Origin of the sequence: Streptomyces sp. NPDC093064, from assembly GCF_044754605.1 — a bacterium.
Classification (GTDB): Bacteria; Actinomycetota; Actinomycetes; order Streptomycetales; family Streptomycetaceae; genus Streptomyces.
Genome location: NZ_JBIVPK010000010.1, coordinates 160599 through 184497 on the forward strand (window position 1 = coordinate 160599; position 23899 = coordinate 184497).

At 73.2% G+C, this 23899-nt stretch carries 17 protein-coding genes; 2 read left to right on the forward strand and 15 right to left on the reverse strand.

Annotated elements, in window-relative coordinates:
• Positions 1–60 precede the first annotated feature (60 nt).
• The 11 genes from ACIQFZ_RS15240 to ACIQFZ_RS15290 form a co-directional block, all read right to left on the reverse strand.
• The gene (locus tag ACIQFZ_RS15240; RefSeq protein WP_402691398.1) at positions 61–2013 is read right to left on the reverse strand and encodes a TOMM precursor leader peptide-binding protein; all 1953 of its coding nucleotides are present in this window, start codon (positions 2011–2013) and stop codon (positions 61–63) included.
• Positions 2010–2765: an ABC transporter permease gene (locus ACIQFZ_RS15245; protein WP_365424450.1), complete on the reverse strand. Its 756-nt coding sequence runs from the start codon at positions 2763–2765 to the stop codon at positions 2010–2012. Before ACIQFZ_RS15245 ends, ACIQFZ_RS15240 begins: the two co-directional genes overlap by 4 nt.
• Positions 2762–3757, reverse strand: coding sequence for an ATP-binding cassette domain-containing protein (locus ACIQFZ_RS15250; protein ID WP_402691399.1), 996 nt, complete (start codon positions 3755–3757; stop codon positions 2762–2764). The genes ACIQFZ_RS15245 and ACIQFZ_RS15250 overlap by 4 nt, the downstream gene beginning before the upstream one ends.
• Positions 3758–3806: 49 nt before the next feature.
• Positions 3807–4988 (reverse strand): metalloprotease, encoded by a 1182-nt coding sequence (locus ACIQFZ_RS15255; RefSeq protein WP_402691400.1) that lies wholly within the window; start codon positions 4986–4988, stop codon positions 3807–3809.
• A complete protein-coding gene (locus ACIQFZ_RS15260) occupies positions 4985–6118 on the reverse strand; it encodes a lantibiotic dehydratase C-terminal domain-containing protein (protein ID WP_402691401.1) in 1134 nt (377 codons plus the stop codon). Before ACIQFZ_RS15260 ends, ACIQFZ_RS15255 begins: the two co-directional genes overlap by 4 nt.
• The gene (locus ACIQFZ_RS15265) at positions 6106–9030 is read right to left on the reverse strand and encodes a lantibiotic dehydratase (protein ID WP_402691402.1); all 2925 of its coding nucleotides are present in this window, start codon (positions 9028–9030) and stop codon (positions 6106–6108) included. Before ACIQFZ_RS15265 ends, ACIQFZ_RS15260 begins: the two co-directional genes overlap by 13 nt.
• Before the next feature lie 18 nt (positions 9031–9048).
• The gene (locus ACIQFZ_RS15270) at positions 9049–10686 is read right to left on the reverse strand and encodes a nitroreductase family protein (RefSeq protein ID WP_402691403.1); all 1638 of its coding nucleotides are present in this window, start codon (positions 10684–10686) and stop codon (positions 9049–9051) included.
• A gap of 104 nt (positions 10687–10790) precedes the next feature.
• Complete coding sequence (locus ACIQFZ_RS15275; protein ID WP_402691404.1) at positions 10791–12737, reverse strand: TOMM precursor leader peptide-binding protein; 1947 nt, start codon at positions 12735–12737, stop codon at positions 10791–10793.
• The gene (locus tag ACIQFZ_RS15280) at positions 12727–14985 is read right to left on the reverse strand and encodes a TOMM precursor leader peptide-binding protein (protein ID WP_402691405.1); all 2259 of its coding nucleotides are present in this window, start codon (positions 14983–14985) and stop codon (positions 12727–12729) included. Before ACIQFZ_RS15280 ends, ACIQFZ_RS15275 begins: the two co-directional genes overlap by 11 nt.
• Before the next feature lie 126 nt (positions 14986–15111).
• Entirely contained in the window at positions 15112–17025 is a 1914-nt protein-coding gene (locus ACIQFZ_RS15285; RefSeq protein ID WP_402691406.1) for a BTAD domain-containing putative transcriptional regulator, read from the reverse strand.
• 544 nt (positions 17026–17569) lie between these two features.
• Positions 17570–17740, reverse strand: coding sequence for a thiazolylpeptide-type bacteriocin (locus ACIQFZ_RS15290; protein ID WP_031128743.1), 171 nt, complete (start codon positions 17738–17740; stop codon positions 17570–17572).
• A gap of 210 nt (positions 17741–17950) precedes the next feature.
• Between ACIQFZ_RS15290 and ACIQFZ_RS15295 the strand changes: the two genes are divergently transcribed.
• Positions 17951–18865, forward strand: coding sequence for a HipA family kinase (locus ACIQFZ_RS15295; RefSeq protein WP_383059714.1), 915 nt, complete (start codon positions 17951–17953; stop codon positions 18863–18865).
• 139 nt (positions 18866–19004) lie between these two features.
• Here ACIQFZ_RS15295 and aceB read toward each other — a convergent pair whose 3' ends face one another.
• Positions 19005–20630 (reverse strand): malate synthase A, encoded by a 1626-nt coding sequence (gene aceB, locus ACIQFZ_RS15300; RefSeq protein ID WP_365436608.1) that lies wholly within the window; start codon positions 20628–20630, stop codon positions 19005–19007.
• A 222-nt stretch (positions 20631–20852) separates the two neighbouring features.
• Positions 20853–21452, reverse strand: a complete 600-nt coding sequence (locus ACIQFZ_RS15305; RefSeq protein WP_383059715.1) for an NTP transferase domain-containing protein — start codon at positions 21450–21452, stop codon at positions 20853–20855.
• A 192-nt stretch (positions 21453–21644) separates the two neighbouring features.
• On the opposite strand from ACIQFZ_RS15305, the gene ACIQFZ_RS15310 reads away from it, so the two are divergent.
• Positions 21645–21959 carry a DUF5955 family protein gene (locus tag ACIQFZ_RS15310; RefSeq protein WP_361412201.1) on the forward strand — a complete coding sequence of 105 codons (315 nt, stop codon included), beginning with the start codon at positions 21645–21647 and terminating at the stop codon, positions 21957–21959.
• 79 nt (positions 21960–22038) lie between these two features.
• Here the strand turns inward: ACIQFZ_RS15310 and ACIQFZ_RS15315 are convergent, their stop codons facing one another.
• Both ACIQFZ_RS15315 and ACIQFZ_RS15320 read right to left on the reverse strand, forming a co-directional pair.
• Entirely contained in the window at positions 22039–22677 is a 639-nt protein-coding gene (locus ACIQFZ_RS15315; RefSeq protein ID WP_365423338.1) for a response regulator transcription factor, read from the reverse strand.
• Positions 22674–23858, reverse strand: coding sequence for a sensor histidine kinase (locus ACIQFZ_RS15320; protein ID WP_383059718.1), 1185 nt, complete (start codon positions 23856–23858; stop codon positions 22674–22676). Before ACIQFZ_RS15320 ends, ACIQFZ_RS15315 begins: the two co-directional genes overlap by 4 nt.
• Positions 23859–23899 lie beyond the last annotated feature (41 nt).

The window sequence follows — 23899 nt, forward strand, 5'->3', positions numbered from 1 at the left end:
CTCCGGGGAACGGCCGGGCCTCCACCGCGGTGCGGGGAGGCCCGGGTACGGGAGACGGGCTCACGGGAAGGGATGCGGGGCCCGGCGGATCTCCGCGTCGGTGAGGTCGCGGTCCCGGTGTCCGCCGCGTCGCAGCGCGGTGCGCAGCCGGGGCATCAGCAGGGCCCGCTGCCGGTTCCAGCCGAAGTCGATCGGCAGCAGTCCCGGCACCACCGTGCCGACCGTCCGCAGCCCCATCCGCTCCTGCTCGGGCGAGGTCTGGTCGACGACGATGACGTCATGGCCCGCCCGGACCAGTTCGTCCCTGACCACGGCGACGTCGTCGCGCAGGTCGCCGGTGCGGGGGCGGCCGCGGCTCTCCCAGTCCCGGTACACCTCGTCGAAGGGGCGGGCCTCGGACGGCTCCAGGTAGCCGCGCGCGTACTCGGCCATGCGGGGCAGCCCGTAGAGCTGGGGGTGGTCCTTCAGATGACGTACCAGGAAGAAGTCGTCGGCCATGGCCTCCAGTTCGCCGCGGCGCTCGGCGGTCTGCCGGGCCAGGTGCGGGATGTAGCTCAGCACTTCGGACAGGGCCCCCTCGACCGCGCTCCTCGGGTCCAGCGAGGCCGCGGCCGCGAAGGACAGGGTGCCCGGGCCTCCGTCCCGGCGGACGCCGACCACGGTGACGGCCGGGATGGCCAGGTCGATCCGGTTGTCGAAGACATGGACGTCGTAGCCCTGCAGGGCGGCCCGCTCGGCCATGGCGGCGGCCGTCGGACTGCCGACCGTCTCCAGGTCGATGCGGGGGAGCCGGGCCGCGCCGTACCAGCCGTTCAGGAAGGAGTCGCGCTCGACGAGTTCGAGCAGGCCGCCCAGGACCGCCTCCTCCAGACGCCCGCCGATGGCACAGCCGTTGGAGCACTCGAAGACGAAGTTGTCGTCGGCGAGCGGGATGCTGTAGTAGACCAGCCGCGACGGCACCAGTACGGGGCGCTCGTCCCGCAGCGACCAGCCCCACTCCCAGGGGATGGGCCGGCCCGGGTCGAAGGGCTCGACCGAGGGGTCGTCCCGGTAGGTCTCCGGGCTGTACAGGCCGCACACCGCGGGGTCGACCGCGTCGGCCTTCAACTCGTCGTAGGAGCCGACGACCGGCGCGCTGCCGCCGCGCCGATGGGTGCCCGCGTACCGTTCCAGTCCCTCGAGGAAGGCGAGCCGGCGGCTGGTGGCGAAGGAGTTCTCTTGCCCGCTCCAGGTGACGTCGTGCAGCCCCGCGTACCCCCGGATGAACACGCTGCCGGCCACCGGAGCGGTGGTGGACGAGGTGACGTCGGTCCAGGTGCCGGCCCCCAGGGCGCCGCAGACCGGATTGGCCAGGGCGTCGGTGGGGAGTGGGTAGGCGAAGGCCGAGCGCAGCCGGTAGGTGCCGGGATCCGGCTTGGGACACGGGGCCAGGCTGAGCGGCGGGACGCTGCCCGGTGCCTGAACCCGGGGGCCGCAGTCGGGACAGAGCGGGTCGGCGAGCAGCGGGAACGTCCTGATCAGCAGGTTCGTCAGGTCCAGCCGGGTCACCTGGGGCAGGGCGCGGTCCGCCGGAAGTTCGGCGGGGGGCACTGGGCGGGGCCCGTGCAGCAGGGCCTCGCACAGCGCGGCCACGGTGTCCTGGACATGGCTGGTGAGCAGGGGCCAGGCGCCCGCCGGGCGGGGCCCGTCCAAGCCGCCGGTCTCCAGGGCGTTGCGCTCGCTGCGGCTGCGCAGCCGCTGCCACCGTACGGCGAGGCAGCGGCCGCAGGCGGGTGCGCTGCCGTCGCCTCCCCACGGGCCGAGCAGGATCGCCGAGGCGCTGACGTGGACCAGCGCCGTCGGACGGTCCGCGGCCCAGGGGTCCGGGGCCCCGGCGTCCCCGCCCCCCGCGCCGACGGCACCGACCGGCACAACCCGTGGGGCGTCGGCGCCGAAGTGGTCGCCCAGGAACGCCTGGAGAGCGTCGCGGGCCTCCTCCATCGGGTGCGCGAGCAGCCGGGGCGTGGTGTTCATGACGTCTTCGTCCAGCGGAAGGTGCGCGCCGCGGCTGCCCCGAAGACGACGGCGAACGCGACGAGCCCCGCGCACCCTACGCCGATGTCGGACAGGTCGCCGCGGCCGGTCAGAGCCGCCGACACCGCGTCGTTGAGATAGCGCAGAGGCATGATCAGCGAGACCTTCTGCAGCCAGTCGGGCATGGCGTCCAGCGGGAAGAACGACCCGGACAGGAAGGCCATGGGCAGCATCAGGAAGTTGGCGATGCCGGCGACCGACTCCGGGGTGTCGGCGATGCTGCCGATGATCACCCCGAGCAGCAGGAAGGTGGTGATGCCGAGGACCATGACGGGAATCAGCAGGGGCCACCGGGACGCGGGCACCAGGTCGAACCCGGGAAGCATCGCCACCCCGACGAACAGCACCGACTGGACGAGTCCCACGCCCAGGGCGAGGACGTAGCGGGACCCGATGACGGAGGACAGCGGGGCGGGCGACATACGGATCATCCGGAGGATGTCGTCCGCGCGCCACTGCATCAGCGTGAACCCGATGCCGAAGACGGCGGCGTTGGCGACGCCCCAGGAGAGCACGCCGGCGGCGGTGTAGGAGAGGTAGGAGAAGCCGCTCTCCTCGACGCTGCGGCCGCGGAAGACGAGTCCGAAGACGACGAGGAAGATCAGTGGGAAGGCGAAGGTGAAGAAGACGGTCGTCTTGTCCCGGACCTGGGCGCGGTAGCCCGCCGTGGTCAGCGCGGTGTAGGCGCTCATGCCTGCTGCTCCTGGTTGTTTGCGTTGTTCGTGTTGGTGGTGTCGTTCGTGGTGAGGGGCGCCTGGGTCTGCCGGGCGGTGATCTCGAGGTAGACGTCCTCGAGGGTGGGGGTGCGGGTCTGGACACCGTCCAGACCGGTGAGGGGGTCGAGGGCGGCCAGCACCCGGCCGGTGGCGCGGGTCTCCAGGACGAGGTGTCCGCCCTGCACGGTGACGCCGTCCACACCGGGAAGGGACGAGGCCTCACGCTCGTCGATCCGGCCGAGCGGAACCAGCAGCCGGCTGGTGGCGCCGAAGGTGCCGATCAGATGCTGCGGTTCGTCGGTGACGACGAGCCGGCCGGCCACCAGGATGCCCACGCGGTCGCAGAGCGCCTCCGCCTCGTCCAGGTGGTGTGTGGTGTACACGATGGTCCGGCCCTCCGCCTTGAGACCCCGCAGGACCTCCCACAGATCGCGTCGGCCCTCCGGGTCGAGCGCGGCGGTCGGCTCGTCGAGGAAGATCAGCTCGGGTCCGTGCACCAGCGCGGAGGCGATGGCGAGCCGCTGCCGCTGGCCGCCCGAGAGGTTGTCGACCCGGACGTCGTGCTGCCCGCCGAGGCCCACGGCGCCGAGGGTGGCGTCGACGGCCTCGCGCTCCGCGCCGAACAGCGCCGCGACGGTGCGCAGATGCTCGTGGACGGTCTGCCGGACGAAGAAGGCCGAGGACTGGGTCTGCACGCCCATGTGCGGCAGCAGACCGGTGTTGCGCGGCCAGGGCGACTCGCCGAACACCGTGACCGAGCCGGAGTCGGCCTTGCGCAGCCCCTCCATGATCTCCACCAGGGTGGACTTCCCCGCCCCGTTGGGGCCGAGCAGCCCGAAGAACTCGCCGCGCCGGACGTCCAGGGAGACACCGTCGACGGCCCGCCGGTCGCCGTAACTCTTGATCACATCGCTGACTGTGACGGCGGGTTGGGCTCCGTGGTCCGGGGTGGGGGAGGTGGAGCTCATACGGGTACCTCATTCATGAGTTGCGTGATCTTCCGAGGGCGGGACGTCATCAAAGCAGCAGGAGAACGACGGTGGTGCAGCTTCCGGCCGCCGCGAGCAGCACGAGTGCGGCCGCCGTGAGGGCGTAGGACGTGTAGAGACGGCGGGCGCGGCCCGGGTAGGCGGCGACGGCGTCCCGCCCGCGGCGGCGCAGGGCCAGGTAGGTCCGGGTCTCCGGGGCGAGGTTGGCGGTGCCCAGGGCGTGGCCGAGGATGCGGTACCCGTCCAGAGGCGGTAGCGGGACCAGGTTGCTCAGGGCCTGCGCGATGCCGACGAAGAGCATCCCGGTGAGCGGCGGGCGGTTCGGGTCGGACGGGTCCAGGAGCGCCCACCAGAGCGCGAAGGGCAGCAGGAGCACCAGGTTGACGTACGCGCCCGCGGCGGCGACCACCAGCTTCGCCCGCAGGCCGGGCAGGAACAGGTAGTTGTCGACCGTGCAGTACATCATCATGGCCGGGAACCGCCAGCGCAGCCCGATCTCGGTGACCACGCCGCCGTAGTGCCGGGCGGCGATGCCGTGGGCGAGTTCGTGCAGGCAGATGCTGAACCAGAGGAAGACCGCGAACGGGATCAGCACGAGGGGGCGGGTCAGCAGGTCCAGTGTCCCGTCGAGGAGCGCTGCCGGATCCGCGAATACGGCCACCATCATCATCAGTACGGCGGCCGTCAACGGCAGTTGCGCCCAGGGGCGCAGCAGCGGGCGCAGCAGCCGGTGGAGGCGGCCGGTGGTCCTGTGCGCGTCGGTGACGGTTCGCCGGCTGCCCTTCCAGAAGGTGCCGGTGCGGGCCGGGGGCGGCTCGGGCGGCGCGGGATCCGGGGATCCGGCGAGCAGCCCGCGGGTGCCGAGCAGGCCGAGCAGCCGGGTCCACTGCTCCTCGGGGAGCCTGCGGCGGAACCGGGCCGCGTACTCGGACACGACGTCGTCGAGGTTCCGGGTTCCGTCGAGCCGGCTGATGACGAAGTGCTCCTTGGGGCCGACCTCGAACGCGGCGCCGCTCACCGGGTGCTTGATGAGGTGGACGGTGCGCGGGCCGCGCAGCAGGGGCGGACCGATCAGCACGCCGGGACGCAGCGCGGGCCGGTAGGCGCGGGCGGCGGAACGGTCCGCGGATGAACGGTCCGCGGCGGAACGATCGGCGGCGGAACGATCGGTGGCGGAACGGTCCGCGGCGGAACGGTCGGTGGCGCTCATGAGGCGTCCTGCCGTCTGCCGGCCGGCTCGCGCAGGACCCGGCCCAGAATGAAGGCCAGGTAGGCCTCGTCCCGGATCGTCACATGCAGCCGGTTGTTGGTCATGTGCATATACGGCGACAGCAGGCGGGGCAGCACCGCCGGCACATGGGTGACGGTCACCAGGGGAGCCGCGTCGGGATCCTCGGCGCGTTCCTGGCCGGTGTCCTCGCGGGCCGGACCTTCCCAAGCGGGGAAGGCGAGTTCACCGCGCTCGGTGAGGTCCACCACCTTCTCGCGCAGTTCCAGGCAGTGCTCGGCCCAGCGGCGGAGGAACGCCGGCAGCCGGGTCAGGTCGCCCATCGCCACGGCCTGCCTGAGCTGTGCGAACCGGGCGCCGAGGGAGGGCGCCATGCGCGCGTAGGTCCGCTCGTACTCGGTGGACCCGATGAAGTTGGTACCGGGGAACAGCCGGTGCCAGAAGGCGTAGTAGGAGTCGAGGTAGTCCGCGAGCCGCTCCTCCTCGGGGAGGAAGCAGCTCGCCATCACCATCATCAGCTGGGCGGACGTCCCGAGCAGCACCGTCCGCAGGTGCAGGTTCATGCTCCGGTACGCCTCCAGGACCAGGTCGCTGGAGTGCCGGAAGTGCCATTCGGCGAGGGCGACACCGGCCGGTCCGCCGTACTTGGCGTACTCGGGGGCGTAGACCTCGGAGGAGAAGGAGTTGTTCGGCCTGAGGTTCATCCGGCCGTCAGCGCCCATGTACCTGGCCCGGTCCTCGCCCGGGAACTCGATGTCGAACAGGGCGTTGTAGAAGTCCTTGAGGAAGCCGGAGTCGACCTCGTAGAGGGCGGGGCGGGTCTTCAGGAAGCCGCTGATCGCCTCCTCGGCGCGGCGGCGCACCTCGGCTTCGGCAGCGGGGCCGCTAGGGCGCAGGCGCAGCCGCACGTGCGGCCCCTCCAGCCAGTAGTTGATGAAGAAGTAGCCGGACAGCAGGCCGTCCTCGGTGAGCCGGTCGACCAGCGGGCGCACGCAGTTGACCAGCAGCGGCTGGGGGTTGGCGGCGTAGAAGACGTGCAGCGCCAGCCAGGGCGACGGTTCGGCGGCCTCGGGTGCCGGACGGAAGGCTGCGGGTTCGGTCAGTTCGGGCATGATGGTGCGGCCTCCGGTCTGGACTGCGGCAGTTGGCGGCTGGTGAAGGTCTCCACGGCGAGTTCGGCCACGTGCCGGCCGCGCCGGGAGATGAGGTGGAGGCCGTCCTCGGCGGGGAGCATTTCCCGGAAGGCCACCCGGGTGCCCGGCTTGCGCTCCACCAGGGCGTCGAACGCGGCCAGGGAGAGCGGGCTGTCGAAGTCGACGTAGACGGGCTTGGCCCCGATCGGGCCCTGGCCGGCGTGGGAGACGGTGGCGAAGCAGCGGTCGGGCAGACCGTGGGCGCGCTGCCAGCGCCGCCACTCCAGGTAGTCCTCCTCCTCGCCGGCTCCGGGGCGGCGGGCCGGCAGGACCTCCGCGTCCGCGGTCCAGCCGCGCCGGCTGACCACCACGTTCCCGTGCCGGACCCGGGGCCTGCGGGTGACCCCGCTCTCGGGCTCGCCCTCGGGGACCCCCGCCCATACGTCGAAGGGGGCCATGGTGCTGGGGGAGAGGAGGAGCAGGGTGCGCGGGATCTCGGGGAGCGCGATCGGCACGAGGTAGCCGAGATAGACCGGCACGACCTCGCGGTCCAGGCGGCGGGAGCGGAGTACCAGGCGTCCGGACGGCTCGTCGTGCTCGACGTAGAGGTCGTCGAGGTGGATCCGGGCCTCCTCGGGCACGGAACTGGTCTCGCCCGGACAGACGATCTGGTGGTCGGTCAGCCGGCCGTGCAGGTTCAGGTTGCTGCTGACCGGCCCTCCGGTGACCTCCGCGAACACGGCGCCGTCCGGACTGCGGGCCGCCATCTCCTCGCGCAGCGCGTCGGAGAAGCCGGGTGCCGCCGTGTCCGCGGCCGGTGCGGTGCCGTCGTAGAGGTGGGTGAACCGGCTGAAGGGGAAGGCCAGTCCGCCGTAGGACTTGTTGAGGACGACCTGTTGCCGGCCGCCGGGAGGTCGGGACAACTGGAGATGGTGGCTCTGCGGTATGAAGTGGCTGGTGAGCTGAGCGAGTTCGGCGGCGGTCTCGGAGAGCAGCCCGTCGGGCAACTCGATCTCCTCGGCCCCGTTCCCCCCGCCGTGCTGCCGCCACAGGGCGCACATGCCCTCGTGGAAGTGGCGGCGGGCCCGGTCGAGGGCCTTCATCTCGCTCTGCCCGAGCCAGTTCTCCTCCGGCACGTAGGCGCCGTCCTCGTCGAAGGAGGCGCGCTTGGAGGTGAAGGACACGTACTGGTCGAAGAAGTCCTCGTGGAAGTCGTGGACCAGGCCGAGCAGGTCGTCGCAGCGTCCGCCGCGGCCGTAGCGGGCGATGAAGAAGCCCAGCAGGGTGACGCGTTGAGGGAGCGTCAGGTCGAAGAGCGGCAGGACGCCCTCGACGGCCCGCAGGGCCCGGCCGGTCTCCCCGCTCAGCACGGCGGGCCCGCAGACCAGGTCGTCGCCCGTGCTGACGTCCTCGTACACCAGGGTCTGCGGAAGGGCCGGCTCGGCCGCTCCCAGTTCCCGCTGCGCGTCGAGGAGTTGACTGCGAAGGGTGCTCAGCAGGGTGCGGCGCTCACCGACGTCGGCCCCGGGGTAGCGGGCGAGGCAGTCGGCCGGGCCGTCCAGCAGGTGGGCCAGCCGATCGGCCCAGGACGCCCCGAGGGAGCGCAGGGCGTCCTGGTAGGAACGCAGCGGGTCGCGGCTGTGCACGTCCGCGCGGAGCACCGGCACCTGCACCATGCCGAGGTCCAGGAGGGCCGACGCGTACCGTTCGCACTCGTCGCGTCCGGCGTCGTGCTCGCTCTGGAGCCAGTCCACCAGGTCCCGGTGGCGTACCGGCGCCTCGTGGCCGCCGAGCCATTCCAGGAGCCGTTCCAGGGTGCCGCTGCTGCGCAGGAAGAACAGCCGGTCGCGGACCGCGTCGAAGGTGACGGCGGCGCTGTCGTCGCCCGCGGTCATGACATGGCGTACGTAGCGGATGCGGTCGGCGTCGCGTCCCCAGCCGGGGGAGAGGACCACCGGCAGGTCCCGTCGGCGTGCGGGGTCGGCCGTGATCAGTTCGGTCAGCCGGGCCAGTGCCACCACGTTGAGCCGTACGTGGCTCACCCAGTCCTCGCCGGTGCGCAGCGCGGCCCCGTCGTCCCGCGGGTCGCCCGCGAAGGTGCCGAGGCCGATGCCGGTGAAGGTGCTGAACGGGCTCGTCTTGCAGGCCGTGCGGTACAGGTAGGTCAGCGCGGAACGCTCGATCTTGCGCAGGCGGTTGCCCGGCCGCGGGCTGGTGTCGCGCAGGTAGGCGTCCAGCCGGCCGTCGAGGGCGGGCGAGGCCAGCAGCAGGCCGAGGCGCAGCCGGTCGTCGGCCAGCACATCGCGCAACGCGCGGCGGCTTTCCCGGAGTTCGCCGGCGATCAGGTCCGCTCCGGTGGCCCGGAGCTCCTCGAGACGGGCCCGGTCCCGCAACCACTGGGCGGTGCGCCGGCCGGTCTCCCCGTCCAGCTCCGTCACCAGGCGGACGGCGGCCTCGGAGTCGGTCGGCAGACGGTTGTTGAAGATCTGCCGTCGCAGGTTGAGCAGGCCGCGCCGCACGGTGGCGTCGCCCGGTTCCTCGTCGGGGCCGGTGGTCGACTTGACCAGGGTGTGCAGCAGATCGCTGAGGGCCGCTCCGGCGGCCGTCAGGCGTTCCTCCTCGGCCAGCACGGCGTCGGACCAGCGGCGGGTGCCGGGGCAGCGCAGGCCGCGCACGGTCTCGATGGGCAGGCCGGCCGCGCGGAGCACGAAGCGCCTGCCGGGCTCCCAGTGGGTCCCGGGCTCCGGGGCGGTGCCCACGTCGGTGTCCGAGCCGGTGTCCGTGGTGGCACCCGTGCTGGTATCCGTGGTGGCGTCCGCGTCGGTGTCCGTGGCGGTGTCCGTGGTGGCGTCCGCGTCGGTGTCCAGGGCGGCGGACTCTATGGGTGTCATGAGCATCCTCTGCGGCGGTCAGGCGATCTCGTGGCGGAAGTCGGCGGGTTCGGGCCGTTCGTGGCCGAGGGCCATGACGAGCAGCGGGGCCTCGTCGCCTTCCGCCAGCCCGAGCCGTTCGACGAACGAGACGTTGTCGAAGCCCAGCGCCACACCGGCGCCGAGGCCCAGGGCGGAGGCCGCGAGGTAGAAGCTCTGCGCGACGGCTCCGGCGGTGCCGACGGCGAGCCGGTAGCCGCGGTCGCCGAGGGCGTCCAGCACGGCGGTGGTCCGCACGGTGGGCACCAGGACCGCGCCGGCCTGCTCCAGGTTGTAGTTGGCCAGGAAGTAGTTCTCCTGGAGGAACGATCCCTGCGGGCCGGGGGCGACCGGGCACAGGGCACCGCGATCGGGGTCGTACGCGTACGCCCCCTGCTCCACGCCTTCCACGTGGTTGACGAAGGCGTAGAGCCTGGCGAGCCGGATCCCGCCGGACGGATCGGTGTCGCCGGCCAGCCGGGTATCGGCGCAGGCCGCCAGGACCGCCGAGAGGTGGCCACTGTCGACCCGGCGCCGGGCGTCGAACCTGCCGAAGCTGGAGCGGCGCTCGCGCAGGGCCCGGCGGACGCCGGTGTCCGGGAAGGCCGGCTCGGGCAGGGCCACGCGGACGCCGTCCGCGTCGTCGGGAAGGGCCGCGGCGGCGGCCAGCGCGCCGGGGGCGGGCCGGTCGGCGGCGCCCTCCAGAGTCGCGGTGTGCATGTCGCGCAGCGCGTCGAAGTCCAGCAGGGTGCGCGAGCGTTCGACGTCCCGGTGCCGGACGGCGGGCCGGTGGCGCGGGTCCGTGCGCGGGGCGTCCTGGCCGGCGGCGGCGTCCCGGCGGGGCGCCGGCCCGTCCCAGTGCAGCGGCACGACGGCGAACACGGTCTCCTCCTCGCCCGCCGTGCCGAGCAGTTCGTTCAGCCGGGGTTCGTCGAACCAGAGCACCGGGGCGAGCCGCAGACCATGGGCGGCGGCCCAGATCCGCCAGGTCTGCACCAGGGTGCCGAGGTCGGTGGAGACCACATGGAACGAGAAGCTGTTGTACTTGAAGGAGTTCTGCCAGTACTTGACGCCGAGGATCAGATATTGGTCGGTGTCGAGGGCCTCTTCGGGCGCGTCCGGGCCGAGCGCGTCACGGACCCGGTCCGTGACGTCGCCGGCCAGCAGTCGCTGCAGGGCGTGCCGGTGGATGTCGTAGTAGTGGAGACCCGGGGTGAGGGGGCCGGAGGGGCCGGATGCCCAGTGGATGCTCACGGGGTAGAGCCCGCCGCCGCCCGCGGTGCCGCGCGACCAGTTCGCGTGGGTGTAGAACGGCAGCCCGGCCAGGTCGGTGTTGGCCTGGATGCCGAGGCGGCGCCCGGTCAGCCCGTAGGAGTCCTTGAGCATCGCCGACAGCAGCGGGAGGCTGAACCCGGGCGAGCCGTCGGCGTCCTGGTCCTTGGCGGCGCCGGGCAGCAGGCCCGGCGCGATCGGGACGTCCGCGAGGTCCTCGGTGCCGGGCAGGGCGAACGCCTCGGCGTTCGGGTAGTACTTGCCCTTGCGCGGGCCGTCGGCCCAGTTCACGACATGGTCGGTGGGTTCCATCGGGACGCGGCCGCGGTGCAGGATGGCGTGCGCGTACTCATGGGCGTACCCCATGGGATCCCCCTTTCCTCGGTTCCTTGGCTTCCTGGGTTTCCTGGGTTTCCTGGGTCTTGCTCGGTTCATCGGCGCACTCGCGCCGGGGACGGTCGGACGGCCGGTCACGGGAACGGGTGCGGGCCGGGATTGAGATCGGCCACGGTCAGGTCGTCCGGCCGCAGGCCGGCCTCGCGCAGCGCGGTGCGCATCCGGGGCATGTGCCGGGCGCGCTGCCGCGTCCAGCCGAAGTCGAGCGGGAGCAGGCCGGGCACCAGCACCTTCACGGTGTGCAGACCGAGAGCGCGCTGCTCCGGTGTGGTCTGGTCGACGACGACCACGTCGAATCCGGCGGACGTCACGGCGTCCACCGCGGCGAGCAGATCGTCCCGTATGTCCGGACCGGAACCGTCGGCGCGGGGCCGGCGCAGGTCGGCCACGCTCAGTGGTTCGGGGGGCGAGGCCGGGCGGAGCAGGAAGTCGGCGTGGCGGCCCATCTCCGGGACCGCGTAGACCAGCGGATGGTCGTGCAGGCTGGTGATCTTCTCGAAGTCCTCGGCCATGGCACGGTACCCGGCCTCGTTGCGCCGGAACCGCTGGAGGAGCTGCACCGAGTCGGTGGCGATCTCGCACAGGGCCGCGGCGAGAGCGGCCTCCGGGTCGAGGGCGGCGCCTGCCCCGAAGCACATCCGGGCGAGCCCGCCGTCGAACCGCTCGGCGACCGCGGTGACCACGGGGACCGGGAAGGTGATCCGGGTGTCGAAGAACCTGGCCCGGTACCCGTACATGGCCATCCGGTCCACCATGAACCGGGTGCGCGGGTCGGCGCTGGTCGCCGGGTCGATCTCGGGCAGCGGCTGCATCCCGTGCCAGGCGAGCAGGAAGGCGTCCCGTTCCAGGACCTCCATCAGGCCGCTCAGCACGGCCTCCTCCAGACTTCCCCCGGAGGCGCAGCCGTTGGAGCTCTCCTGGACGAACCGGTGCTCGATCCCGGGCTTGTGGTAGAAGGCGAGGATCTCCGGGACGGGGCGGGGGCGCGCGTCCCGCAGCGACCAGCCCCACACCCAGGGGATCGGGCGGTCCGAAGTGAACGGCGGCACCCAGGGGTTGGCCCGGTGGAAGTCGTCCGTGTACAGGCCGGTCTCGCGCGGGTCGACGGCGGTCGGCCCGAGATCGTCCAGGGAGGCGGTCAGGGCGAGGGCGCGGCCCCGGGCGCGCATCCCGGCGAAGCGCTCCAGGCCTTCCAGAACACCGATCCGGGTGCTGGCGTGGTACGTGTCGGCGTGACCGCCCCAGAACGTCTCCCGCAGATAGTCGCCGGAGCGACTGGAGAAGCAGCCCACGGTGGCCGAGGTGGTCGGCGAGGTGACGTCGCACACCACCGACGGCCCGACGGCGCCCCAGTGGGGGTTGGCGAACGCGTCCACCTGGAGGCCGTACGCGTCCACCGGCCGGACCCTGCTGACACCCGGCCGGTACTTGGGCGCGGGCCGCAGGACGAGAGCGGCCGACTCGGCGGTCACCGGCTCCGGTGTGCCGCAGCCGGGGCAGTCCGGCTCGGGCACCAGCGGATGGTGACGGATAGTCAGCTTCTCCAGGTCCACCAGCCAGACGTCGGGGAACGGCCGCCGGTCGTCGCGGGGAGCGGCGCCGAGCCGGGCGATCAGCGCGGCGACGGCCTGCGCGGCGAACGGCACCCGGTAGGGCCAGGGGCCCGCCTCCCGGGTGCCGCCGCGCAGCTCGATGCCCTCCCGCAGGCCGACGGAGCGCACCCCCTGCCAGCGGCGCCGCAGACAGTCGCCGCAGCCGGCCCGCCCCTCGGCGGGCCAGGGGCCGACCAGCACCTGCCGGCCGTACAGATGCACGGGGAGCGTGGCGCGTGAGGCGTTGGCGGGGGCGGTGAAGGCGTCCCGCACCCCGAGCGCGGAGACCGCGATCCCGGGCTCTTGGTCGCCCGGCTCGGACGGCAACTCTCTCAGGGCATCGAGGAGTTCCTCCGCGAAGAGACGGCACGCCTCGCTCCGCGGCTCCGCGGCCCCGTCGACGGTGGCCTCGGCGAGGTCAACGGTCATCGCCGGCCGCCTTGGTGAGCAGGACCCGGACGGTGTGGATGCCGGCGGCGGGCAGGTCGGCCGTGTGCGTGGGCACGACGAGGGCGTCACGTCCGGCGGCGCCCAGGCGCTCCAGGACGTCCGTCCAGGTCACCCCGGACCGGCCGGTGGCGTCGTCCTGTGCTGTGACCGGTATGAGGGCCGTGTCGAGGTCGGCCAGCAGCGGGTCACCGGTGTCGGGCGCGCCCAGCACCCCCTCCGCGGCGAGCTGGACCGTGCCGAGCAGGTCGCGCAGGGCATCGGTGGCCGCGGCCGTCCGGTCCAGGGCGGCGCCGGTGGCCCAGCGGCACGGCTCGTCCGGCTCCGCCGGACGGGTCCTGGCCAGCACGACGGACACCCCGCTGCGGTCCGCCTCCCCGAGGTCGAGGATTTCGACGTCCAGTTCCAGATGCCCGGCGGACCGCAGCAGGAAGGTCGCCTCGGGGTCGTCGGCGAACTCGGCCGGGGCGATCACCGTGGTGCGCCCGGTCCCTCGCACGGACCGCTGGAGCGCGTCGTGGGCGAGCGCGGACAGCAGGCCGGCCGCCGCGGCCTCCGGGAGGCCGTCGCCCGCTCCGGCCCCGGCGCGGGACGGCTCGAACCGACGGTCCTGGTTGTCCGGCCCGAAGGGCCGCACGGCGCCGGCCGGTACCAGTGTCTGCTCCTTGGTCAGCAGCGACGTGGCCAGGGCCCAGGAGGCGACCGGATCACCTCCGGTGCCGGTGGCCGTGGTCAGCGCGTCCGGGTCCACCTTCGGCAGCGCGTCCGGGTGGCCCGAGCCGGAAGTGCCGTTCGGGGCGGGGAAGGTGGGCACCACGTGCTCGACGTAGACCTCGGCGGCCGCGTTGAGGGCCCGCAGGCGGGCGCCCGCGGTGTGATGGACGTCGAACGCGGCGACGGTCCGGGTTCCGGCCGCGCCCAGACCGATCTCCACGGCGCCGACCTTCAGCGGGGTCTGGGTGACCGGTTCGTCCGCGTACCGGGTGAAGACTCCGACGGACGGCCGGACCGCGAGCGAGCGGCGGTCGAGCTCGGCGAGCGGCCCCCCGGTCGCGCCGTCGTCCGGGGCGGCGGCGACGACCGGCTGGAAGGCGGGACGCTCGGGGGCCGCGGTCAGGTCGACGGGCTCGGGAGAGCCGGGCCGGCCCGGGCAGAACGGGCAGCGCGGATGGGGCAGCAGCCGCTCCGCCAGGACGTCGAAGGAGGCCATGTCCTGGAGCAGCACCTGTCCCCGGGTCTCGGCCGGCAGCGCCTTGGTGACCAGCCGGAACACTTCGTAGCCGAGCAGGTTGCCGAGCATCGCGGCGAGCGGGCCGCGCGGCCCGGGTCCGGGAGTGCCCCCCAGAGCCAGGCCGCTCCAGAGGTCGGCCGCGACCGCCGCGTCCCCCGTCGCGCCGAGCCGTAGCGCCGCGCAGGCCAGGCAGCCGGCGGAGTCCGGGGTGCCGACTGGTCCGACCACCGCCCGGCCGCCGAAGGTCCAGGCGGGGAGCAGGAAGCGGCCGTCCGGAACGCCCTGGCCGAGCAGGGCGATCGCGGTCCGGAACGCGTCGCGGCCGCAGGCGGCGACCACCACGTCGTACCCCTCGTACGCGTTCCAGCCGCCCGCCGCGCCGGACCCGGCGTCGGGCAGCACCGCCACCTCGGCCGGGCTGCCCTGCGCGGTGAGCTCCGCCGCCTCGGCCCGGAGCGCGCCGAACTCGGCCGCGGTGGCGGGGTTTTCGGCCAGAGCGGCCTCCACGCCGACGAAGGCGCAGCCGTTGCGGATCAAGGAGAGCGCGCACCAACGGGCGACCGGGCCGTCGCCGAGCACGGCGACACGGGTGCCGCGGAACGCGGCGAATCTGCTCCCGGCGTCGTCGGCGTAGTGGTCGATGTAGGCGATCTGCTGCCCGAAGCGGGCGGCGACCGCCGGTTCCACGGACGTGCCCGGTCTCTCCTCGGCGGGGTCCGGCACGGGCCGGGCGAATCCGCGCGCGTAGAGCGCCTTGACCAGGCCGCCCACCATCGCCTTCTGCGGGTCCTTGAAGCCGGCGCAGATCTCCGCCACGGTCCGGCTCCCGTCCAGGTGCGGGACGAGGAGGGTGGCGAACCGGTAGGCGGACGGGGAGCTGAGCTGGAAACCACCATCGGCGTTGTGGAAGATCACGCCGCCCGGCGTCTCGGTGAACAGCACGTCGCGGCGCACCCTGGGCCGGGTGTGCGCGGTCTCCTCGTACGGCGTCGTGGGCATGCGGGGATCGCACCTCCGGGTCGGGGCCTGTCGGCCGCTCTGGTCTGAACAGGTGGGAAATGGCGGGGCGTTCGTGGTGTGGGCCGGCCGAGCCGGGCCGCGTTCCGCGCGGTGGCGCCGGGGCCGTCAGGTGGCTCCGGACGGAAGCGCGCGCCGGGCCGGGGAGCCGACGGTCTGCGGGATGTCGCCGGCCCGGGCGGCCCTGCGCAGCGCGTGGGCGCGGAACAGGGTGTTCATCCGGAGCGTCCCCGGCTGCTCCTCGTCGAGGAGCCCGGTGTCGAGGAGCCGCTCGAGCAGTTCCTCGGCGTGGGTCTCGGGGACGGAGAGGGCGGCGGCCGCGGCCGGCCCGGTGATCTGCCCGTTCAGTCGCGCCAGGCGCAGGTGCGCGTCGGCCAGCGGGGTGGGCAGCCGGTCCAGGGCCCCGTCGAGGGCCAGCGGCACGGACATCCGGGGGTCGTCGGGCAGGGCCAGTCGGGCGGGCAGGTCCCGCCGCACCCACGCGGCGTAGTCCGCCAGGCGCAGCTTCGGCCGGGTCAGCAGCCGGGCCGCGACGATCCGCAGGGCCAGCGGGACATGCCCGCACGTGTCTGTGAGGGTTCGTGCGGCCGTGGCCTCGGCCGCCACCCGTTCATGACCCAGGACGGCGGTGAGGAGCGCGTAGGACTCCTGCGGCGACAGGGCGCCCAACTGCAGCACCGCCGGGCCGTGCGTGGCGACCAGGGCGGCCAGTCCCAGACGGCTGGTGACGACGACGGCGCCGCAGCCGCTGACGTCGAGCAGCCCGCGCGCCTGGTCCGGGTGCACGACGTCGTCGAGTATCACCAGGCACGACCCGCGGGAAGCGCCGGCGGGGAGCAGGGAGCGCAGTTCGGCGGCCGCCTCGTCGGCGGGTCGTGGCCTACCGTCGGGTCCGGTCAGCCGCAGCAGCACGCCGCCCGCGGGGTACCTGTCCGCCACCAACTGCGCGGCGTGCAGCGCGAGAGCGGTCTTGCCCATGCCGGGGCCTCCGGAGATCACCGCGAGCACCGGGGCGGCATCCGCCCGACCGTCGCTTCGGCCGCCGCCGCTCAGATGGCTCACCAGGTGGGCGGCCTCACGGGTGCGCCCGGTGAAGCCGGGGACATGGGGCAGCCGGGGCCCGGGAGGGTCGGCCGGACCCGGGGACAGGCGGCCGCCGCCGGGCGTGACGGGTCCGGCCGAAGCGGTGCGCCCGTGCTGCGCCGCGGGGTCGTCGGCCGTGGCGTCGCCCGCCGCGGGCGACCCGTGCGGTGTCAGTGTGAGCGGCGTGGCCTCGGAGGCCGGGCCACGGGGTTCGGCGCCGCGCAGGATGGCCAGTTCCAGGCTCTGCAGTTCTGCGCCCGGGTCGACGCCGAGTTCGTCCCGGAGGTGCGTCCTGATCCTCCGGTACTCGGCCAGCGCCTCGATCTGCCGTCCCACCCGGTAGAGCGCCCGCATCAACTGGGCGGCGAATCCCTCGTGCTCGGGGTGGGTCCGGGTGGCCTCCCAGAGGTCCACCAGGACCTCGCGGCATCGCCCCTGGGCCAGTTGGATCTCGCAGACGCGTTCCAGGACGCGCAGGCGCTCCTCGACCAGCCGGGGCACCTCGTCGCGGTGTATGAGTGCGGAGGGGACATTGGCGAGAAGCGGTCCCCGCCACAGGCCGAGTGCCGTGCGCAGCAAGGGGAGTTCGGACTCTCCGGCCGCGGCCGCCCTGGACACCAGGCCGCGGAAGTGCAGCAGGTCCAGGGTGTCGCCGTCGGCCGGGAGGCGGTAGCCCCCGGCGACCGCGACCACCGACTGCTCCTCTATGTCGTACTTTGCGAAGAGGCGGCGCAACCGCAGGACGCAACTCTGCAGGGCCGCTTTCGCCGTCGCCGGCTGCTCCTCCCCCCAGACGGCCTGCCGGAGACGATCCGTCGGGACCACCTCGCCGGGGCGGACCAGCAGCGCCGCCAGCAGCGACGTCGGTTTGGACGGCGGAAGAACGACCACGTCACGCCCGTCGGTGATGCTGAGCGGACCGAGCAACTGAAAACGCACCGAGTTCCCCCGTTGACCGTCGAACACCTGCCGGACCGGCTCACCACGGCGCCTTCAGGGAAGTGGTGTCCTGCCGCCGGCCGCCCCGGCCGGGAGCGGTGGCTCACACAGGACCCTGATCTCCCCTCTGGTGCGGGCGGGACGGAGCACGTGTGAAGTCGTCTTCACGAAACGATTCGGCCTTGTGGCAGTGGTGAGTGTCTACTGGCGTAGACCGGGGGTCAAGGGGCGGTCAAGAAATGTTCAAGGGGTGAATTTCCGCCACTGACTATGCGTCAACTCCCTTTAAAAACAGCATAGTTACTGGTCATGGACCTGTCGGTGCCCCGCGCCGGACGGATGCTCCCGAGAGGGCAGGCGCGTTTGACGGATGGCGTTCTCCCAACCTTGTCACGGCATTCACTCCCGCCCCGGACGGCCCGGGGCCGGGACGCGCGCCGCCGGGCGACGGTGCGGTCGGTCCGGGGCACGCCAAACGCCCGGTTCGCGACCGCCTCTTGACGGGGGAAGGCGCGAACCGGGCGCTGCGGCACCGGACCTGGGCTCAGGCGGAGCAGGAGGTGGTGCTGCAGGTGGAGCTGGAGGTCGAGGTGGAGCTGGTGCTCGTGCAACCGGCCAGCACGACCTCGCTGGCGTCCGAGTAGTCGGAGATCTCGAAGGTCTCGGCCTCGAGCTCGAGGATCTCGTCCGCGAGGGTGCTCAGGTCCTTGTTCATGGTGCCTCCCGATGAGTCGGAGCGGACCGCCGTGGCCGGCAGCCTCCGCCGTGTGGGGTACGGGACCATTCCAGCGGCCTCCGCTCACCGTTCGGCACGTCTCCCGCTGGCATTCCGCTGGCACGCGGCGCCAGCGGGCGACCGGGGGCGCGCGGAGGGATCGGCACGCCAGTCGAAACTCCCCGGATTCTCCCCGTATAGCCTGGGGGGATGCTCACCGAGGTCAACGCCACCCGCTACATAGAGCCGCTGCGGTCCGGTGGCTCCGTACCCGGAGTCGTCGAGGCCGACGACCTCGGCACGTACGTGGTGAAGTTCACCGGCTCCGCGCAGGGCCGCAAGGCGCTGGTCGCCGAGGTGATCGTGGGTGAGCTGGCGCGCGCCCTCGGGCTGCGGTTCCCCGAGCTGGTCCTCGTGCACTTCGACCCCGCGCTCGCCGCGCACGAACCCCACCAGGAGGTGCGCGACCTGCTCGACGCGAGCCCGGGTGTGAACCTCGGCATGGACTACCTGCCGGGTGCCGCGGACTTCACCCCCGAGGTCGCCGAGCACTTCCCGGTGGACCCCGTGGAGGCGGGCCGGATCGTCTGGCTGGACGCGCTGACCGTGAACGTGGACCGCACCGTCCACAGCTCGAACCTGATGGTGTGGCCGACCTTCGGCACCGCGCCGCCGCGCCTGTGGCTCATCGACCACGGCGCGGCCCTGGTCTTCCACCACCGCTGGGACGCCTCGGAACCGGGGAAGGCCTACGACTTCCGCCACCACGCGCTGGGCCGGTACGCGCCGGACATGCGGGCCGCCGACGCCGAACTGGCCCCCAGGGTGACCCGCGAGCTGCTGCGGTCCGTCCTCGCCGAGGTGCCGGACGCCTGGCTCGCCGACGAGCCCGGTTTCACCGGCCCGGACGAGGCCCGGCACGCCTACGTCGACTACCTCGCCGCCCGTGTCGAGGCTTCCCCGGCCTGGCTGCCCACCGACTTCCCCACCCGCGAGGAGCTGGCGGCGGAGGAGTCCCGGCGGGCCGCGCGGACCCGGGCAGGCCGCCCGGACTGGCTCAAGCGCGTCCCCGACCTGCACGGCAAACCGGCCGCGGCGCAGGACTGGTCCGTGCACCTGGGATGACCGCCTGTGGCACTGGACTGGTCCGTGCACCTGGGATGACCGACCGCGGCGCAGGGCTGGTCCGTGCGCCCGGGATGAGCCGGGGCACGACGCGAAGTGGCCCCGGAACCCTCCGGGGCCACTTCGCGCGGTGCGGTTGTCAGCCCTTGAGCTGCTGGTACGCCGGCAGGGTCAGGAAGTCGGCGTAGTCCTCGTCGAGGGAGACCTGGAGCAGCAGGTCATGGGCCTGCTGCCAGTGACCGGCGGCGAAGGCCTCGTCGCCGATCTCCTTGCGGATGTTCTCCAGTTCCTCGGCGGCGACCTCGCGGGCCAGCTCCGGCGTGACCTTCTGGCCGTTCTCGAACTCCACGCCCGCGTTGATCCACTGCCAGATCTGCGAACGGGAGATCTCCGCGGTGGCCGCGTCCTCCATCAGGTTGAAGATCGCGACCGCGCCCAGACCGCGCAGCCAGGCCTCGATGTAGCGGATGCCGACCTGGACGGCGTTGACCAGGCCCGCGTACGTCGGCTTGGCGGCGAGGGAGTCGACCGCGATCAGGTCGGCCGCCTCGACGTGCACGTCCTCGCGCAGCCGGTCCTTCTGGTTCGGCTTGTCGCCGAGGACCTTGTCGAAGGACTCCAGGCAGATCGGCACCAGGTCGGGGTGGGCCACCCAGGAGCCGTCGAAGCCGTCGCCGGCCTCGCGGTCCTTGTCGGCACGGACCTTCTCGAAGGCCACCTTGTTGACTTCGGCGTCCCGGCGGGAGGGGATGAAGGCCGCCATGCCGCCGATCGCGTGTGCGCCGCGCTTGTGGCAGGTGCGCACGAGGAGTTCGGTGTAGGCGCGCATGAACGGAGCCGTCATCGTGACTGCGTTGCGGTCCGGCAGGACGAACTTGGCGCCGCCGTCACGGAAGTTCTTGACGATGGAGAACAGGTAGTCCCAGCGGCCCGCGTTCAGCCCGGCGGCGTGGTCGCGCAGTTCGTAGAGGATCTCCTCCATCTCGTACGCGGCCGTGATCGTCTCGATCAGGACGGTGGCGCGCACGGTGCCCTGCGGGATGCCGACGTAGTCCTGGGCGAAGACGAACACGTCGTTCCACAGCCGCGCCTCGAGGTGCGACTCCGTCTTCGGGAGGTAGAAGTACGGGCCCTTGCCGAGGTCGAGCAGACGCTGGGCGTTGTGGAAGAAGTACAGGCCGAAGTCGACGAAGGCGCCGGGCACCTGGGTGCCGTCCGCGTCGACGAGGTGGCGCTCGTTCAGGTGCCAGCCGCGCGGGCGCATCACGACCGTGGCGAGCTCCTCGTTCGGGCGCAGCGCGTAGGACTTGCCGGAGCCGGCGTCCGTGAAGTCGATGTTCCGGGTGTAGGCGTCGATCAGGTTGAGCTGGCCGAGGACCACGTTCTCCCAGGTGGGGGCGGAGGCGTCCTCGAAGTCGGCGAGCCAGACCTTCGCACCCGAGTTGAGCGCGTTGATGGTCATCTTGCGGTCGGTGGGACCGGTGATCTCGACCCGGCGGTCGTTCAGGGCCGCGGGAGCCGGGGCCACCTTCCAGGAGTCGTCCGCGCGGATCGCGGCCGTCTCCGGGAGGAAGTCGAGCGTGGAGGTGCGGGCGATCTCGGCGCGGCGCTGCGCCCGGCGGGCGAGGAGTTCGTCGCGGCGTGGCGTGAACCGCCGGTGCAGCTCGGCCACGAAGGCGAGCGCCGCGTCGGAGAGGACCTCGTCCTGCCGGGGCAGGGGCTCGGCGTCGACGATGGCCAGCGGGGACGGCGCTGGTGCGGACATGAGCTGTCACTTCCTTCGGGGGAGCTTCTTCAGCGAACCACGTTCAGTGCCACCATGCCGTGACACCGGGTGCCAATGGTCATGAATGCGGCATATCGCACCCGAGGAGCGGTCGAGTGCTTCTGAACTGTGGATAGTAGTTTCCTCATGGTGGAAGTTCAATGGTGTGTTGACGTCGAGATTCTTCGGGTCGAGCGAAGGTGGCGCTCGGTGCCACCCCGCTCACTCAAGGTGGCCCAGGTCGGCCTCGGTGTCGATGTCGTACGCCCGTGCCACGTCTCCGCACTCGACGAGGGTGATCGATCTCTCGTGCGCCCTCAGATAGGCACGTGCCCCCCGGTCGCCGGTCGCACTCTCCGCGACGCCGTCCCAGTGGGCCGCCCCGAGCAGCACCGGATGGCCGCGCACCCCGTCGTACGCGGCCGAGACCAGCGAGCCCTCGTCCCGGTATGCGGCGCGCACCCGGGCCACCGCCTCGGCGCTCACCCCGGGCTGGTCCACGAGCAGGACCAGGGCCGCGAGGGCCCCCGTACCGGCGAGGGAGTCCAGCCCGGCCCGCAGCGAGGAGCCCATGCCCCGCTCCCAGAACGGGTTCTCCACGAGCACGCAGCCGGCCAGCGCCGCGCGCTGGCGCACCTCGGCCGACCGCGCACCCAGGACGACGTGGACGCGCTCGCATCCGGCCGCCCGCAGGGTCCCGACCGCGTGCTCCACCAGCGGCCGGCCCCGGTGCGCGAGCAGCGCCTTGGGCCGCCCGCCGAGCCGCCGCCCGCCGCCGGCCGCCAGCACCAGTCCCGCGATCTCGTCCTCTGTGCGTGTCATGGGTCCTGCATACCGCGGGCCGTCCCCTGTCGAGCCGGTGTGCGGGGGCTGAATTTCGGTCCCCGCGGTGGCGCACCCCGGTCCTGGTGGCGTTTACTGATCGGCGTCCCCCGGCGCCCGACCCGCTCGACAGGGATGTCCGACGGGACCACGGAGGGGACGGCGCACGATGGCGTGCGAGGGGGAGGGGCTGTGTTGCGGAGCTTGGACCAGCGGCCGGCGACCGGCGGCAAAGAGGATCCCAGAGTGACGGAGCTGCGGACCGCCGTGGCCCGGCTGCGCCGCGAGCTCGCCGCGCATCCGGCGGAGTTTTCCGACCGTGCCATCGCCGAGGACGAACTGGCCGCCCTCGCCGCGATGGCCGCCCACGGCACTCCCGAGATCCCGCGGCTGCGCCGCTCCCTGCTGCTGATCGCCGGATCCATCGGCTCGGTCAGCGCCCTGGCGCACGGACTGTCCCAGGTGCGCACCGCGGTCGACCTGTTCGCGGAGCCGCCGCGCGGTTGACGGCCCCGTCAGTCCCGGTCGGCGTCCGTGCCCTCAGGCCCGGTGCCCGCACCGGCAGGCCCGTCCGTCTCGGTGCCCGTCACGGTCTCAGGCGCCGGATGAGGCCCTGCCCGGTCGCCGCCGCCACCGCCGCGGTACGCGACTCCACGCCCAACTTGGCGTAGATGTGCACCAGATGGGACTTCACCGTGGCCTGGCTCAGGAACAGGCGCTTGCTGATCTGAAGGTTGGACAGGCCGTCGCGGACCAGTTCCAGCACCTCCAGCTCGCGGCGGCTGAGCGCGGCCGCGGGGGTACGCATGCGGTCCATCAGACGGTGGGCGACCGCGGGCGCGAGGGCGGAGCGGCCGGAGGCGGCGGTGCGCACCGCGGCGGCCAGCTCCTGCGGCGGCGCGTCCTTCAGAAGGTAGCCCGCCGCACCGGCCTCCACCGCGGCGAGGATGTCCGCGTCGGTGTCGTACGTGGTCAGCACCAGGACGCGTGGGGCGCCGGGGCGGGCGGTGATCGCCGCCGTCGCCTCCGCGCCGTGCGCGCCGCCCGAGCCGAACTGCAGATCCATCAGCACCACGTCCACACCGCCCGCCGCGGCCAGCTCCACGGCGCGCTCCGCCGTCGGCGCCTCCCCGGCGATCTCGAAGTCGGGCTCGGCGGACAGCACCGCCTTCAGGCCCGCACGGACCACGGGATGGTCGTCCGCCAGCAGCAGCCGGATCGTCATGCGCCACCCCCGGAGTCCGGGTACGGCAGCGTGACCGCCACCGCGGTGCCCTGGCCGGGCGCCGACTCCACGGCGAACGTCCCGCCCAGCGCCTCGGCCCGCGCGCGCATCGCCGGCAGCCCGAAACCGCCGTCCACCGCCCGGCCGGGCCGTGCGACGGTGTGCTCGGCGCCGGGGTCGAAACCGGCGCCGTCGTCGACGACGTCCAATGCCACCGCCGTGTCCATGAAGCTCAGGGTGATCTCCGCCCGGTGGGCGCGGGCGTGCCGCAGGGTGTTGCCGAGCGCCGACTGGGCGATCCTGAGCAGCGCCACCTCGTAGGGGGTGGGCAGCTCGGCGGGAGTGCCGCTCACCGTGAAGCGGACCTCGGGCGGGGCGGCCACGCCCGAGCCGAGCCGTTCCAGGGCCCCGGCCAGCGAGCCGCGCTCCAGGTCGGGCGGGGTCAGCGCGTGCACGAAACGGCGGGCCTCGGCGAGGTTGTCCTGCGCGGTCGCGCGGGCCTGCTCGATGTGCGCGGCGGCCGGGGAGCCATCGGGCAGCGCACGCTGGGCGGCACGCAGCAGCAACTGGATGCTGGACAGGCCCTGGGCGAGCGTGTCGTGGATCTCCCGGGCCAGCCGCTCCCGCTCGGCCAGCGTGCCGGCGGTGCGCTCGGCGTCGGCCAGCTCGGCGCGGGTGGCCACCAGCTCCTCGATCAGTTCACGGCGCCGCTCGCTCTCCCGGTACAGGGCCTCGTAGCCGAGGACCGTGGCGACGGCCACCCCCGCGCCGAGCAGCGGGCCGATGAAGGCGCCGGCGGTGAGCCGCTCCCCGTGCCCGATGAAACCGGCGATGGCCGCGCCCGCGGTCGCCCCGACCGCGGGCAGGCTCCAGCGCACCGGTAGCAGGTGCAGCTGGAGGAAGTACAGCGGGAAGGCCGCCCACAGGGCGTCGGGGGAGAGCGCGAGCAGCACCAGCCAGGCTGCGCAGAGCGCCGCCAGCCACACCGCGGCCGCGCGCTGGGAGCGGTGGGTGGCCGGGCTCAGCACCCCCCAGGCGAACACCGCGCCCGTTCCCAGCGCCGCTGCCACGGTGGCCGGGCCGTGCGCGCGGACCGCGGCGAGCGCCAGCAGGCCGGCGAACAGCGCGTACAGGCACAGGCGCAGCGTGACGACGACGGGGGAGTGTGGGCGGACGTCCATGACGGATCCAGGGTAGGCGGGCCGGGCGGGGCGCCGGTCAA